Below are 14,835 nucleotides of genomic sequence, written 5' to 3'. Positions count from 1 at the left end.
GGGGCCTCCCCGGGTCGGTCGTCCCACTGCCTAGACGCCGGACGTACCGGAATGGTTGCACCTGGTGTCCGAATTTTCGGCCCCATTCGGGCTTCGTGCAACACTGGTTGGTCGGCCCGGGGTGGGTAGCCGCCCGGCGGAGGGCCGTTGACCAGGCCAAAGAGAGGACGCCGGCGTGAGCGGTGGACCACTGATCGTGCAGTCGGACAAGACGCTGCTGCTGGAGATCGACCACCCCGACGCCCAGTCCTGCCGGATGGCGATCGCCCCGTTCGCCGAGCTGGAACGTTCGCCGGAGCACGTGCACACGTACCGGCTGACCCCGCTCGGCCTGTGGAACGCCCGCGCCGCCGGCCACGACGCCGAGGCCGTGGTGGACGCGCTGCTGAAGTACAGCCGCTACCCGGTGCCGCACGCGCTGCTGGTCGACGTGGCCGAGACGATGGACCGGTACGGCCGGCTCCAGCTCGCCAACGACCCGGCGCACGGCCTGGTGCTGCGCGCCCTCGACCGGTTGGTGCTGATCGAGGTCGCCAAGAGCAAGAAGCTCGCCGGGATGCTCGGCGCGAAGCTCGACGACGACACGATCGCGGTGCACCCGTCGGAGCGGGGGCGGCTCAAGCAGGCGCTGCTGAAGCTGGGCTGGCCGGCGGAGGACCTCGCCGGGTACGTCGACGGTGAGGCGCACCCCATCGAGCTGGCCGAGGCCGGCAAGGACGGCGGGAAGCCGTTCACGCTGCGCTCGTACCAGCGGGAGGCCGTGGAGGCGTTCTGGGCCGGCGGGTCCGGCGTGGTGGTGCTGCCCTGCGGCGCGGGCAAGACCCTCGTCGGGGCGGCGGCCATGGCGGAGGCGAAGGCCACCACCCTGATCCTGGTCACCAACACGGTCGCCGGCCGGCAGTGGAAGCGGGAGCTGATCGCCCGCACCTCGCTGACGGAGGAGGAGATCGGCGAGTACTCGGGCGAGCGCAAGGAGATCCGGCCGGTCACCATCGCCACGTACCAGGTGCTCACCTCGCGGCGCGGCGGCGCGTTCACCCACCTGGACCTGTTCGGCGCGCGCGACTGGGGCCTGGTCGTCTACGACGAGGTGCACCTGCTGCCCGCGCCGATCTTCCGGTTCACCGCGGACCTCCAGGCCCGCCGCCGCCTCGGTCTCACCGCGACCCTGGTCCGCGAGGACGGCCGGGAGGGCGACGTGTTCAGCCTGATCGGCCCCAAGCGGTACGACGCGCCGTGGAAGGACATCGAGCAGCAGGGCTGGATCGCCCCGGCGCAGTGCACCGAGGTGCGGGTGACCCTCACCGACGCCGAGCGGATGTCGTACGCGACGGCGGAGGCGGAGGAGCGCTACCGGATGGCGGCGACGGCCCGCACGAAGCTGCCGGTGGTGCGGGCGCTGGTCGACCGGCACCCGGACGAGCAGGTGCTCGTCATCGGCGGGTACATCGACCAGCTGCACCAGCTCGGCGAATACCTGGACGCGCCGATCGTGCAGGGGTCCACCACGAACAAGGAGCGGGAGCGGCTGTTCGACGCGTTCCGGTCGGGCGAGGTACGCACGCTGGTGATCTCGAAGGTCGGCAACTTCTCCATCGACCTGCCGGAGGCGGCGGTGGCGATCCAGGTGTCGGGCACGTTCGGGTCGCGGCAGGAGGAGGCGCAGCGGCTGGGCCGGGTGCTGCGGCCGAAGGCCGACGGGCGGCAGGCGCACTTCTACACGGTCGTCTCCCGGGACACGATCGACACGGAGTACGCGGCCCACCGGCAGCGCTTCCTGGCGGAGCAGGGCTACGCGTACACGATCGTGGACGCCGACGACGTCCTGGGCCCGCCCCTGCCCAGCGTGGACTGACGCTGGTGCGGCCGGCTCAACGACTCAGCCTCGTCTCCCGCGCCATGTGCGACAGCTTCTCGGGATTGCGTACGGCGTAGAGCCCGCCGATGCGGCCGTCGTCGACGTGCACGGCCAGCACGGTGTCGAGTTCCCCGTCGAGCCGGATGACGAGCGCCGGGCTGCCGTTGACCTGCGTCGGCAGCAGCGACGTGACACCGGGAACCCTGCCCCACCCGCCGGCCAGCAGGCGGGCCACCTTGTCGGCGCCCACGACGGGCCGCAGGACGGCCTGCTTGACTCCGCCGCCGTCGCCGAGCAGGACGACGTCCGGGGCGAGCAGGTCGAGCAGGCGCTGGAGGTCGCCGGTTTCGACCGCCCGCCGGAACGCGTCGAGCACGGTGCGGGTCTCGGCCGCCGACACGACCCGGCGCGGCCGGCGCGCCGCCACGTGCGCCCGGGCCCGGTGCGCGATCTGCCGGACCGTGGCAGGGCTCTTGTCGACGGCTTCGGCGATCTCGTCGTACCCGAGGTCGAACACCTCGCGCAGCACGAACACCGCCCGTTCGGTCGGCCCGAGGGTCTCCAGCACCAGCAGCATCGCCATCGAGACGCTGTCGGCCAGCGCGACGTCGTCGGCCACGTCGGGCGCGGTGAGCAGCGGCTCGGGCAGCCACGGGCCGACGTAGGACTCCCGGCGGCGGCCGAGCGCGCGCAGCCGGGTGAGCGCCTGGCGGGTGGCGATCCGGACCAGGTAGGCGCGCTGGTCCCGCACCGCACCGAGGTCGACGCCCGCCCACCGCAGCCACGTCTCCTGCAGGACGTCCTCCGCGTCGGCGGCCGAGCCGAGCAGCTCGTACGCGACGGTGAACAGCAGGTTCCGGTGGGCGAGGAACGCCTCGGTGGCCGGGTCGGGCGAGCCGGCGCCCCGGCCGGCGTCGGCTGCGGTCTGCGGTGTGCCGACCATGGGTGACCCCCGTTCGCTCTCGACTGCGTCGCCCATCAGACGCCGGACCCCGCCGCCGTGTGACACCTCCGGGTGTGGCAGTCGTCACCCATCCCGGCCGTCACAGGGGCCCGAGCGCCGGCATCTCTTGTTCGTCCCACTGCACGAGCGAACGAGCGAAGGACGGTAGCCATGGACACCCGATTCGACCTGTTCAGCAACGAGCTGGCCACGAGGTTCGCCAAGCGGTTCGCCAACGCCGGCATGGTGATCCACCAGTCGCCGCTGCCGAAGGCCACGCAGGAACTGGTGTCGCTGCGGGCCAGCCAGATCAACGGCTGCGGCTGGTGCATCGACATGCACACCAAGGAGGCGGCCGCCGCCGGTGAGAGTCAGGTCCGGCTGCACCTGGTCGCCGCCTGGCGCGAGTCGACGGTCTTCACGGAGGCGGAGCGGGCCGCGCTGGCGCTCGCCGAGGAGGGCAGCCGGCTCGCCGACGCCCACCAGGGCGTGTCCGACGAGACCTGGGCCCAGGTGCGCAAGCACTACGACGACGACCAGATCGCCGCGCTGGTCTGCCTGGTCGCCCTGATCAACGCTGCCAACCGGCTGGCCGTGATCGTGCACCAGCGGGGCGGCTCCTACCAGCCCGGCATGTTCGCCGCTGCCCTCGACTGACGCCAACCTGGCCGAGTCGTCCTGCGTGGGCACCCCGACGTCAGTCCACAGTGGCACAATCGGGGACCGTCACCGACACCCGCCGAAGGGACCCGAGTGAAGCGTCGAATCCTGCCCGCACTGACGGTCGCCACCGTCGCTCTCGCCGGCTCCGCCGTGGCCCCCACGGCCGCCTCGGCGAGCGACGCGTGGGGCATCGTCTGCAACCTCACGCAGAACACCTGGCTGCGGGCCGCCCCGCACGCCCAGGTCCTGCGCACCCTGACCGCCGGGCGGGGCTTCCGCTGGCACGGCCAGGTGTGGGCGGAGGACGACGACGTCTGGATCTACGGCCACGGCGCCGAGGATCCGGCCATCGACGGCTGGGTCCCGGGCGGCAACACCACCTGCTGACGCCCCACCCCTCTCACCGGTCGTAGCGCCCACGCAGGGCCTGGCCTGAGGTTGTTCGCCCGCCGTTCACGGCCGGGCCAGCTCCCGCTCGGCCCTGCGTGCCAGCCTCCGTCGCAGCGATATGACGGAGGACGACGTGACACCGAAACGCACCCCCACCCCGACGGCCGGCATCGCCGCCGCTGCGCTGGCCATCGCCGGCACGCTGGCCGTCACCGGCACGGCCGCCGCCGGCCTAACTGACGACGGCCGGCACCACCCCGCCGGGGGCCTCACCTTCGACCGCACCGCCACCTACCCCGTGTTCCAGAACCGGCCGGCCGGCGAGGACCCGGCGACGGAGACGGTCGCCGAGATCTCGGCGGTCAGCCCCGACGGCCGCACCCTGGTCTACACCGACGCGGCGGCCCGCCGGATCGGTTTCCTCGACATCGCCCGCCCGGACCGGCCGCGCGGGCTCGGCACGCTCTCCCTCGCCCAGCTCGGCGACGCCGAGGACGAGCCCACCTCGGTGGCGGTCCTCGGCCGGTACGTCCTGGTCGTGGTCAACACCAGCGCCAGCTACACCGCCCCCTCCGGCCGCCTCGACGTCATCGAGCTGGCCACCCGCCAGCGGGTCCGCAGCATCGACCTCGGCGGCCAGCCGGACTCGATCGCCATCAGCCACGACCAGCGGTACGCGGCGATCGCCATCGAGAACGAGCGCGACGAGGACGCCACCCCGCCCGGTCGGAAGAAGGGCGACCTGCCGCAGGCCCCCGCCGGCTTCGTGCAGATCCTCGACCTCGACGGCAGGTCGACGCCGCAGCGGTGGAAGCTGCGGACCGTGCCGCTGACCGCCGCCGACGGGCAGGCCCTGCCCGCGCTGGCCGCCGCCGGGATCACCGAGCCCACCGACCCGGAACCCGAGTACGTCTCGATCAACGGGCGCAACCAGCTCGCGGTCACCCTGCAGGAAAACAACGGCGTCGTCCTGGTGGACCTGCCCACCGGCCGGGTCACCCGGGCCTTCAGCGCCGGCACCGCCTCGGTCGGCGGCATCGACACCGTGAAGGACGGCCGGATCGAGCTGACCGGCTCGATCACCGACGTGCCCCGCGAGCCCGACGCCGTCGCGTGGGTGGACGACCGCTACCTGGCCACCGCCAACGAGGGCGACTGGCGGGGCGGCACCCGCGGCTGGTCCGTCTTCGACAGCCGCACCGGCCAGGTGGCCTGGGACGCCGGCAACACCTTCGAGCGCCTCGCCGTCCGTCACGGCCTGCACAACGAGGACCGGGCCGCGAAGAAGGGCACCGAGCCGGAGGGCGTCGCGATCGCCGAGTACGGCGGCGTGCGGTACGCGTTCGTCGGCTCGGAGCGGAGCAACTTCGTCGCCGTCTACGACCTCAGCCGGCCCACCGCCCCGGTCTTCCGGCAGGTCCTGCCCACCACCAACGGCCCGGAGGGCCTACTGCCGATCCCGTCGCGAGGGCTGCTCGCGGTCTCCAGCGAGACCGACGAGGCCGACGCGGGCGTACGCGCCTCCGTGTCGCTCTACCGGCTGGGCGGGGGCATCCCCGGCTTCCCGAGCATCGTCTCGGCCGACGACGCGCAGGGCGCACCGATCGGCTGGGGGGCGCTCGGTGCCCTCTCCGCCGCCCCGGGCCGGCCGCAGCAGCTCTACAGCGTCACCGACGCGGCGTACACCCCGACCCGGATCCTGACGGTCGACGCCGGCCGGTCCCCGGCGGTGATCACCGACTCCCTGCCGGTGACCGACGCCGACGGCAACCCGGCCGCCTACGACGCGGAGGGGATCTTCGCCCGCCCGCAGGGCGGCTTCTGGCTCGCGGTCGAAGGCGCCAAGGGCGCGGAGAACAGGCTGGTCCGGCTCGACGCCGCCGGGCGGACCCAGCAGACCGTGCCCCTGCCGGCCGAGGTCGCCGCCGGGCTCGGCAAGCAGGGCTTCGAGGGGGTCGCCGCCGGCACCGACCGGCACGGCCGGGAGATCGTCTGGGCGGTGCTCCAGCGCGAGGCGTCCACCGACCCGGCGGGCGTCGCCCGCATCGGCCGGTACGACGTGACCGCCGGGACGTGGAGCTGGTTCGGCTACCGGCTGGAGTCCACCGCCGTCGCGGGCGACTGGATCGGGCTGTCCGAGGTGACCGTGGTCGGAAACCGGCTCGCCATCATCGAACGGGACAAGCTGAACGGCCCGGCCGCCGCGCTCAAGCGCGTCTACACGGTGCCGATGCCCGCCGGCCCGGCCGCGCCGGGCCCACTGACGGTGCTGCCGAAGACGCTCGCCGTCGACGTGCTGCCGGCGCTGCGCGCCACCAACGGCTGGACCCAGGAGAAGCTGGAGGGCCTGACCGTGGCCGGCAACGGCCAGGTGTACGCGATCACCGACAACGACGGCGTCCAGGACGCCACGGGCGAGACGGTCCTGCTCCGGCTCGGCCCCGCCGCGAAGGTCTTCGGCCGCCGCTGACGCCCCGCTCCTCTGCTCGAATGCCGGGCAGGTGGCGGTATCCCGCCGTCCGGATACCCCCACCTGCCCGGCATGGCGTCGTCGGTCAGAGCACGCGGGTGATCTCCTCGGCGGCGACCCGGGCGTCGAGGCGGGACCGGTCGAGGTTGGCGCACACGACCACCGACGCGCCGACGGACAGCGGGGCCAGGAGCCACTTCAGCGGCTGCTCGTGCTCGGCCGCGTCGACCAGCAGCCGGTCGCCGGAGCGCAGCCCGAGCTGGTCGGCCACCTCCCTGGCGAGCCGGCCCCACGCGCCGAAGCTCGTGCCGTCGGGGGTGGCCGCCTCCGCCGGGTGGACGCCGGCATAGTCGGGCGGCGAGTCGGTGTGCCGCAGCACCTCGGCGTCCCAGTCGAGCCAGCCGACGGGCACGTCCGCCAGCGGGCCCGGCCCGGTGCCGACGAGGTACCGGTGCACCCCGTCGGGCACGTCCTCCAGCCAGTCGTCGAGCCGCTCCGGGGTGACGAACACAGCGTCGTACGGCCGGTCGCCGCCCGGCTCCAGGACCGGCAACCCGGCGGTGGCCCGGGGCCGGAACGACACGGCCAGCCCCACCGACCAGGCGCCCAACAACACTGCGGCGGTACGCCAGTGCGGCGGCAGCAGCACCGCGACGCGGCTGCCCGGGGCCAGCCCGCAGCCGTCGCGCAACAGCCCCGCGGTGCGCGCCGCCCAGCCGCCCAGGTCAGCGGCGCTCAGCGCGACCCGGTCACCGGTCGCGTCGTCGCAGAAGGTGAACAGCGGCCGGTCGACCTCGTTGAGCCCGGCGACCGGCTGGGCCACCACGTCCGGCGCTCCCATCGCGCACCTCCCTGTGAGCGCGGCCCGCTCGGGCCACGGAAGGTCACCGTACCGCCACGAGCTGACGCTACGACGACGGCATGTAGCGACTACGCACCGCGCCGAGCGTTCAGTGATCAGGCGGCCCTGAGCTTCCGAATGACGTACTGAGGATCACCCCCGCGTGCGCGGGGAGCAGGACGCCCAGGTGGTCGCCGAGCGCCCGGACCTGGGATCACCCCCGCGTGCGCGGGGAGCAGCTCCAGCACCTGGGTCCGTGCCCCGCGTTCCCGGGATCACCCCCGCGTGCGCGGGGAGCAGGTCCTCCGCGACGGCGAAGGACCCCTCCCTGCGGGATCACCCCCGCGTGCGCGGGGAGCAGTCCGGGTTCGGCGCCGCATCCCGGTCACGCCCCGGATCACCCCCGCGTGCGCGGGGAGCAGCTCAAGGTCAGGTCACCGCGGTTGTGGTCGGCGGGATCACCCCCGCGTGCGCGGGGAGCAGGGGAGGGGTTCTCGATCATCACGGATTGTGAACGGATCACCCCCGCGTGCGCGGGGAGCAGGGCGTCGCGGCGGACCTGGAGGCCCGGCCCAACGGATCACCCCCGCGTGCGCGGGGAGCAGCGGGGTCCGGCCGGCGCGGGCGATCAGGCCGACGGATCACCCCCGCGTGCGCGGGGAGCAGATGCAGAACGGGCCCCCGGAGGAAGGGGGCCCGGGATCACCCCCGCGTGCGCGGGGAGCAGGGTGTGTCATCACCATCAAGCCAAGCAATACCGGGATCACCCCCGCGTGCGCGGGGAGCAGCTGTCGCCGGGCCAGTGGCGAACGATCGAGGAGGGATCACCCCCGCGTGCGCGGGGAGCAGGTCCCCGGCGTGCCGAACGCCCTCCCGCAGCAGGGATCACCCCCGCGTGCGCGGGGAGCAGCTCAGGTGTGCGAGGTTGGCGGCGTTGCGGGCGGGATCACCCCCGCGTGCGCGGGGAGCAGATGGCCGCCGAGACGGGGCAGACCGCCGACGTGGGATCACCCCCGCGTGCGCGGGGAGCAGTTCCTGCGGACCCTGACCAACGCGACGAAGGAGGGATCACCCCCGCGTGCGCGGGGAGCAGGACGGCTATCAGGTCTACATCAACGACAAGCAGGGATCACCCCCGCGTGCGCGGGGAGCAGACGAGCTGCCCCGACTCCCCCGCGTCCAGCACGGGATCACCCCCGCGTGCGCGGGGAGCAGACCCGGAGCCCCGCACCGGCAGTCAGGTTGACGGGATCACCCCCGCGTGCGCGGGGAGCAGCGAGGTGGTGAACAACAGAGCCACCGGCCGAGCGGATCACCCCCGCGTGCGCGGGGAGCAGACTTCCTGAGCTGGGGCGCTAAAGATCAACTACCGCCATTTCCTTCACTTTGTTCGGAGGGAACGGACGATCCGCTGCCCCTATCTGGGGCCCTCCGCCCGAACTTCCGACGCTTGGACGCCTTGCTCCATCCCCGCCCCACTGCTGGGTTGTACGAACTCCGATCCGTAGGCCGACGCATGAGCGTGATCCCGTCGAAGTCCACCGGCTCCCAGTGATGGTCGTGTACCTCGAAGGTCAGTCGTTGCTCGCCTGGCCGCTTGTAGACGAGCAGTGCCCGGCCTGGCCCGGCCATCTCGACGACCTTGGCCCAGAGCCGCTGTCGGATCCGGCTGTTCACGTGTCCCACGTACACCCCGGCAGAGATCTCCAGCAGCCACTGCGTCAGGTGCCCACGCAGCCCTTCCGGGCAGGCGGTGAGGATGATGACGGTCATCAGAAGTCCACGTCCCCGGAGTAGTTCCGGCCGCCAGCGAGTTCGTAGCCTCCCTCGTCCCACAGGCGTACGGCATCGCTGCCGGCTTCCTCGTCGAGCTGTTCCTCGTCGATCGGCCCGGCCGAGCCATCGGTGAGCAGCAGGCTTCGGATGTCGCGGACGCACCGGTCGAGGAGCGCGCCGTCGTGGACCCGGTCACGGACGGCCCGACGGGTGTCCGAGCCGATGTCGGTCGACTCGCCGGCCGCGATGTCGAAGGCGACCGGAATGCTGATCTCGGCCTTGTACAGGTCAGCGATGTCGTAGACGAACGACCGCTCGTGGCCGGTGTGGACGAATCCGAGCCCCGGCGATGCGCCGATGGCGACGATGACCGTGTGCACGATGCCGTACAGGCAGGCGTGCGCCGCCGACAACGCCTGGTTGACTCGATCGCTGCCGTCGAAGTTGTCCGGGTCGTACTCTCGGTTGTTCCACGACACACCGGTGCGCAGCGAGTGCTCCCGGTAGCAGCGGCGGACCCTCGCCCCTTCCTTGCCGCGCAACTGTTGCATCGTGAGCCTGCTGGTGTCTTCCCCGGGAAAGCGCATCCGGTACATCGCGCGCGCCACCTGGAGCCGCCGGTCCCGGTGCGAGACGGCGGCGGCCTGGGCGAGGAGGAGGCGGCTTGACCGGGCGAGCGAGCGCCCGTGTGCGTAGTACCGGATGCCGTGCTCACCAACCCAGACGACCGTGGCGCCGTTGTCGGCGATCAGCATCATCGCCTGCTGGGTGATGCTGGTGCCGGGACCCAGCATGAGGACCCCGAGCGTGGCGGCCGGCAGATGCACGACGCCTTTCTCGTCGGTGGCCGTGATGGCGTTGCTGTCCCGGTGGAGGACGCATCGTTCGAGGTAGACGAAGCTGACCCGGTCCTGCGCACGGTTGAGTTCCGCCAGTTCGGCCGGCGGCACACCCGGGATCTTCTTCACGAGGTCGGCTGCGCGGGCGCGAGGGTCAGCAGCCCACACCCGTACGCCTTGGCGTGCCCGATCCCGCCGGTCAGGGCCCGCCGGAAGGTGTCCACGTCGGTGATTCGGAGCAGGCCGTCGAACGTCACCGTGGTGAGGGTGACGGTGCCCGTGCCACGCTTGAAGGTCTGTGTCTGGCGACGGTGCAGCCGCAGGTTGGGCCGCCTGTCGTGCTGGCTGGCCAGGGCGAACCCGTGCCGGTCGGCCCGCCTGGCCAGCCAATCGATCTGTTCCTGCTCGCGCAGGTAGCCGAAGCGCTGCGTCTCCTTGGCGTCGGCGGTCTTGCGTCCGCTGTGCGTCGGGTTCGCGGTGAGCCGGAACGCCCATTCCTGGCTCGCGCGCAGTGAGCTGAGCAATCCGTCGTACTCTCGGGTCATCCAGGTCTCGGTGGTGGGCCAGCCGGCCTGCTCGACCAGATGGGTGAGATCGGGTCGGCCGGGACTGGCGATGTAGAGGTGGACGGTCGCGGTGCCCGGCGTGTCGAGCCGCCACAGCGTACGGGCGTCGGGGCGCTCGTAGTCTTCCACGGCGGCGAAGGCGCTTCGGACCGCCGCGTGCATGGCGTGCGGTGAGGAGAGCAGCCTGCGCGCGTTCCGGCGAGCCGGGTTGATCTGGAATCGGGTCAGGAACATGCTCAGCCTCCCAGCAGGCTCAGCGGGTCGTGCTCGGCGACCCCGGCCCGCTCCGCGAGGTCGTTGGTGACGTCGACATGCCGGCGCAGCACCGACCGCCAGGTGTGCTGCCGGTGGGCAGGGTCGAAGCTGATCGGCTCGTCGGGCACTGTCTCGGCAACCGGCTCGCCCGGACGGGCGTCTCGGATGATCTCCAGCCGGACCGTCCGTGCTGCCCGGCGTCTGTACCACTCGGCCGCGAGCCACGGCCAGTCCTTCAGCGCCTCGTCAAGGGCCAGATCGTGTACGCCGAGGCTGATCGGACCGACCGGTGGGCACGACCGACGCCCGAGGTAGAGCGGGAATCGTGGCCGATCCAGCGCCTCTGCCAACCCATCCAACAGGTCCCGCTCGCCGCCGACGGCGACGAGGAAGGCCGCATCGGAGAGGTAGAAGCGGTACGTCAGCGGTGCGCTGTGGCGGCCGTCGAGACTCCGGGCGGTCTGGAAGTCGCGCAGAATCTGACCGGGCTGGTCCAGCCGTACTCCGAATTCCAGGCCGAGCAGGTCGGTGAGCGGTTCGGTGCGTCGGACCCCCCGGGCGGCGGCGAGCAGGCCGATCACCCCGCTCTTGGTCGGAGCGATCTCGGTGCCCCGGCGGGCGAAGCGGCTGGACGAACCCCAGGATTGCAGGGGGGCGGCCAGCCTCAGCAGCAGGACGCTCATGCCGGCTGTCCGAGCGCGACGGTGACCTGCTCCCCCACTCCGGTGACCAGTTCGGTGAAGCTGACCGCCTTGCCGAGGTCGGCCAGCACGGCGGTCTTCTCCCCGACCTGGGTGACCCAGCTTCCCACGGGCCGTTCCCCGTAGGCGTTTTCGACCGCGACGGTGTGCCGTGCCAGCGCGGCGGCGGCCAGCTCGACCCGCCCGGCGGCGTGCGTCTCGACGATCGGCGTCTCGAAGGCTCCGACCAGGTTGATCGGCTGGGTGTCGCGCAGCCGCACCAGCACGGCGTCGGGGAGCGTCCGGTGGGCGAACGTGTTCTGCTTGCCCGTCGGCATGCTGCGGGCGAACGCGGTCAGGAATGCCTCGACGGCTGCCCGGGTCGCGCCCTCGTCACCGAGGGTTCGGTGCAGCGCGTCGACGTCGACCGTCGCGTACCGGTACAGCGTGGACGAGTTGAACTCGATAGTGCCGATCATGCCGGCACCGGTCTCTGCGGCATCGGCCTTGCGGTCGTCGACCGCGGTGAAGTAGTCGAACTCGTTGTCGACCGCGTGCACGCTGATGGCGTGGGACACCTGGCAGGCGGCGTCGACGTTGATGTCTGCCATGTCGGCCACCATTCGGCCGAACATGGCGATGTCGACCGAGTGCTCCGTGTTGACCAGTTCCTTGAACCGGGCCTTGTCGAGGGCGCTGCCGGCCCGCGACGCGTCCAACGCTGCGGCGGCGAGATTGTCCAGTTGCCGGTGGCTCAGGAACAGTAGGTAGCCGGACTCGACGTCCTTCATCTCCCCCGTCTTCTTGTCGACCTTGGCCAGGCCACCGGTGACGAAGACCTCGGCGGCGAGGGCGGACGCCGCCTCGTCGGTCAGGCCGGGGTCGAGGGCCCTGATCCGAGCGGCGAGCGACTCGCCCACCCGCTTGGTCCGTTCGCCGAGCTGGGAGCGGTCGAGCAGGCCCGCGAAGGCGAGTCGGATCGCCCGCTTCCAGGCCTGGCTGGAGACCCGCGCGCGGCGTACGCCGCCGTAGACGGCGGTCTTCGGCGAGCCGGTGTCGTCGCGGTTCAGGTTGCTCGGGGGCACGGTCTGCAACGCGTAGACGTCGATGATGGCGCGGCTCATGAAGGGTCCTCCTCGGAATGGGTGGTGGCGTCGGGGCTGGGCCGGCTGCGGAAGAACTCCCGGCCCCAGCTGGCCTGGACCTTCGACGGTCCATCCGGCAGGCGCAGGGTCCGCAGGTCGTCGGCGAGCAGGCCGTAGTCGAGTGGGATCTGGTGCTCGCGCAGCATCGTGACGAGGCTGCGCAGGTGGTGGAGGCTCTCGTGGTAGGTGCTGGCGGTACCGAGCGCGGCGAAGCGCCGCCGCACGCCCTCCGGCCCGGCGGTCTTGCGGACGAGGTCGGCCAGAGCCTGGCCCAACCCGCGTCCGTCCAGGTGCATCCGCTCCCGGCGCGACTGCTGGTGCAGCGCGTACAGGGTCACCGCGTCGTGCACGGCGTACTCGGTGTCCGCCGCCTCCGCGTCGTCGTCCGGCCGGCGGCCCAGCAGCTCCTCGGGCACCTGGAGGTAACGCTCCAGCGTGAAGTCGAAGCCCGGAGCCCGGCCGATGCCGCGCCGGAGCCGGGCCAGCGCGCTGATCGCCTCGGGCTGCGGCACGGTGGCCAGCACCCGCGCCTGTAGGGTGCCGACCGTCCGGGCGACGTGGTCGCCGAGCCTGCTGCGACGTCGCCCCCACGGCCTGCGACCTGTGCCGGGCGGCTCGTCGCCGCCGAGCCGAGCCGGCGGCTCGGTGTCGAGCATGGTCATGCTGCGGTCTCCTGCCTCTGGTGTGGTGGCCCAGTCCCCGGCTCCCGCTCGGCCGTCATCGGTAGCGCCTTGGCCAGGCCCGAACGGAACCAGGCGTCAGCCTGCGAGCTGGAGTAGTGCACCTCCCGGCCGGCACGGTCGGTGCCCGTCCGGCCGACCCAGGCGGCCGGCCCGGCCGTTCTGACCAGCTCACGGCCGAGCTGGTCGATCGCCCTGAAGACCAGCCGCTGCCACCACGCGCGCTCGGCGGCCGGGTCGCGGTCCGGACCGAGCCGGGCCAGCCAGTCGCGAAAGGCGCGGTCCAGCAGGGCGTACGCGCGTTCGGCCGCCCGGTCGGCCTCGCCGACGTCGGTGGCCCGGTTGCCGGCGGCGCGGGCCAGGTTGTCGGCGAGCCGGCGCAGCACCCTCACCGCGGCCTCGGCGTCGGCGGTGGCATCGACGGCTGCGGCGCGCAGCGGCGAGTCCTCGACCAGCAGCAGCACGTTCATGGTGAGCGCGTCGCTGAACACCTCGTCCACCACCGCCTGTTGCGTGCCGTAGGTGACGCTGGTGGCGCGCGTCCGGGTCTGGAAGTCCGACCCGACGACACCGGTGACGGTCAACCGGGCCAGCCACTGCACCACCATCGGGGAGAGTCGCTGCGGTGCCTCGGCGACGGACGGTGGTGGTGCCGGCAGCAGGGTTTGCAGTCCGCGCCACAGCGCCCGGCCGTGGTCGTGCGGCCGGGGGAGGTAGATCGGGCTGCGCTTCTGCTTCTGCTCGCGCGGGGCGCTGCGTCCCCAGACGCTCATCGGCTCCAGCAGGTGCCGGTCCTGCCACTCGATCTGGTCGCCGTTGGCGATCATGGCACCGGTGACGCCGTCGGCGTCGCCGAAGAGCCGAATCCGGCGGGACTGCCAGGTGTAGAGACTCAGCACGCCGTACGGGCCGCGGGTGGAGTCAGCCTCCTCGGCAGCGGTCTGCGGCTCGCGCTCCCAGACCGGCAGGTCCCGTTCGTCGGCCGCCTGCCAGCCGGGCGCGACCGGCACCAGGTTGAGCAGCAGGGTCTCCAGCAGGGTCGCGCCTTCCAGGTGGACGCCGCCCAGGGCCCCGAGCGACGCGACGCCGATGGGATAGCCCTTGCCGCCCTTCACCCGTGGATCGCCGACCGCCCCGGTCTTGATGCCGGAGGGGTCGTACGCCTGGCAGTGCACCAGCCAGCGGGCCGCCTCGGCGGGGGTGATCGAGTCCATGCCCGGCCCGGCGCGGGTGGTCAGGAACGGCATGCCGTTCGGCACGTCGGCGATGAGCCGCTCCAGCCCGTACGCGTTGTTCTTCGCCGCCCGCAGGTCTGCGACCTGGTAGAACGGGTGCTCCGGGTGGAACAGGTCGAAGCGGTCGCGGAAGGCGTCGAGGTAGTCGGCGATGTCCGGGAGCGGCAACCGCCGCTGCCGCCACAGCGCTCGCCAGGCTGCCTCACCGGGTGGACCACCGGTGGTGCGGTGCAGGATCGCCAGCCCGAGCCGCAGGATCACGAAGGCCTGGGTGGGCAGCTCGCAGGCGATCATGCGTGCTTCACCGGCCTGCTCGAAGAGGCCGAGCAGCGACACGTCGCGGCGTTGACCCGTAGCGTCCAACACCGGGATCCACGGCTCGTCGACCAGCGAGAAGCCCGACCCTTGGTCGATGTTTGTCAAACTCGCTCCATACCGTCTACTGTCGACCACACGTAAGGCAAACTAGGCACACTGAGTGCCTGAGGCAAATC

At 72.3% G+C, this 14,835-nt stretch carries 13 protein-coding genes and 1 CRISPR repeat array; of the genes, 4 read left to right on the top strand and 9 right to left on the bottom strand.

Translation table 11 applies throughout. The annotated features are described in order from the left end of the window. Positions 1 to 175: 175 nt before the first annotated feature. Positions 176 to 1,855: a DNA repair helicase XPB gene (locus LPU61_RS26500; protein WP_043961547.1), complete on the top strand. Its 1,680-nt coding sequence runs from the start codon at positions 176 to 178 to the stop codon at positions 1,853 to 1,855. Positions 1,856 to 1,871: 16 nt separating this feature from the next. Here the strand turns inward: LPU61_RS26500 and LPU61_RS26495 are convergent, their stop codons facing one another. Then, the gene (locus LPU61_RS26495; RefSeq protein ID WP_229406501.1) at positions 1,872 to 2,801 is read right to left on the bottom strand and encodes an RNA polymerase sigma-70 factor; all 930 of its coding nucleotides are present in this window, start codon (positions 2,799 to 2,801) and stop codon (positions 1,872 to 1,874) included. 171 nt (positions 2,802 to 2,972) lie between these two features. On the opposite strand from LPU61_RS26495, the gene LPU61_RS26490 reads away from it, so the two are divergent. The 3 genes from LPU61_RS26490 to LPU61_RS26480 all read left to right on the top strand — a co-directional run bounded on the left by LPU61_RS26490 (position 2,973) and on the right by LPU61_RS26480 (position 6,324). Next, positions 2,973 to 3,458, top strand: a complete 486-nt coding sequence (locus tag LPU61_RS26490; RefSeq protein WP_043961544.1) for a carboxymuconolactone decarboxylase family protein — start codon at positions 2,973 to 2,975, stop codon at positions 3,456 to 3,458. A gap of 96 nt (positions 3,459 to 3,554) precedes the next feature. After that, on the top strand, positions 3,555 to 3,851 hold the full coding sequence (locus LPU61_RS26485; RefSeq protein ID WP_229406500.1) for a hypothetical protein: 297 nt from the start codon (positions 3,555 to 3,557) through the stop codon (positions 3,849 to 3,851). Between the two features lie 136 nt (positions 3,852 to 3,987). Next, entirely contained in the window at positions 3,988 to 6,324 is a 2,337-nt protein-coding gene (locus LPU61_RS26480; RefSeq protein WP_229406499.1) for an esterase-like activity of phytase family protein, read from the top strand. An 85-nt stretch (positions 6,325 to 6,409) separates the two neighbouring features. Here LPU61_RS26480 and LPU61_RS26475 read toward each other — a convergent pair whose 3' ends face one another. The 8 genes from LPU61_RS26475 to casA form a co-directional block, all read right to left on the bottom strand. Beyond that, positions 6,410 to 7,165, bottom strand: coding sequence for a TIGR03089 family protein (locus LPU61_RS26475; protein WP_229406498.1), 756 nt, complete (start codon positions 7,163 to 7,165; stop codon positions 6,410 to 6,412). Between the two features lie 150 nt (positions 7,166 to 7,315). Next, positions 7,316 to 8,502: direct repeats of the CRISPR family, unit length 28 nt; unit sequence GGATCACCCCCGCGTGCGCGGGGAGCAG. A gap of 25 nt (positions 8,503 to 8,527) precedes the next feature. After that, on the bottom strand, positions 8,528 to 8,938 hold the full coding sequence (gene cas2e / locus LPU61_RS26470) for a type I-E CRISPR-associated endoribonuclease Cas2e (RefSeq protein WP_229406497.1): 411 nt from the start codon (positions 8,936 to 8,938) through the stop codon (positions 8,528 to 8,530). Next, positions 8,938 to 9,909 carry a type I-E CRISPR-associated endonuclease Cas1e gene (cas1e, locus tag LPU61_RS26465; RefSeq protein WP_043961540.1) on the bottom strand — a complete coding sequence of 324 codons (972 nt, stop codon included), beginning with the start codon at positions 9,907 to 9,909 and terminating at the stop codon, positions 8,938 to 8,940. The genes cas2e and cas1e overlap by 1 nt, the downstream gene beginning before the upstream one ends. After that, a complete protein-coding gene (gene cas6e, locus LPU61_RS26460) occupies positions 9,906 to 10,580 on the bottom strand; it encodes a type I-E CRISPR-associated protein Cas6/Cse3/CasE (protein WP_229406496.1) in 675 nt (224 codons plus the stop codon). Before cas6e ends, cas1e begins: the two co-directional genes overlap by 4 nt. 2 nt (positions 10,581 to 10,582) lie before the next feature. Beyond that, positions 10,583 to 11,284, bottom strand: coding sequence for a type I-E CRISPR-associated protein Cas5/CasD (gene cas5e, locus LPU61_RS26455; RefSeq protein ID WP_229406495.1), 702 nt, complete (start codon positions 11,282 to 11,284; stop codon positions 10,583 to 10,585). Continuing rightward, entirely contained in the window at positions 11,281 to 12,405 is a 1,125-nt protein-coding gene (gene cas7e / locus LPU61_RS26450; RefSeq protein WP_229406494.1) for a type I-E CRISPR-associated protein Cas7/Cse4/CasC, read from the bottom strand. Before cas7e ends, cas5e begins: the two co-directional genes overlap by 4 nt. Then, positions 12,402 to 13,088: a type I-E CRISPR-associated protein Cse2/CasB gene (gene casB, locus LPU61_RS26445; protein WP_229406493.1), complete on the bottom strand. Its 687-nt coding sequence runs from the start codon at positions 13,086 to 13,088 to the stop codon at positions 12,402 to 12,404. Before casB ends, cas7e begins: the two co-directional genes overlap by 4 nt. After that, positions 13,085 to 14,764 carry a type I-E CRISPR-associated protein Cse1/CasA gene (gene casA / locus LPU61_RS26440; protein ID WP_229406492.1) on the bottom strand — a complete coding sequence of 560 codons (1,680 nt, stop codon included), beginning with the start codon at positions 14,762 to 14,764 and terminating at the stop codon, positions 13,085 to 13,087. The genes casB and casA overlap by 4 nt, the downstream gene beginning before the upstream one ends. Positions 14,765 to 14,835: the final 71 nt, after the last annotated feature.

It is taken from the genome of Micromonospora sp. NBRC 110038 (assembly GCF_020884815.1).
Lineage (GTDB): Bacteria > Actinomycetota > Actinomycetes > Mycobacteriales > Micromonosporaceae > Micromonospora > Micromonospora haikouensis.
This window is presented reverse-complemented; position numbering and strand designations above follow the sequence as displayed.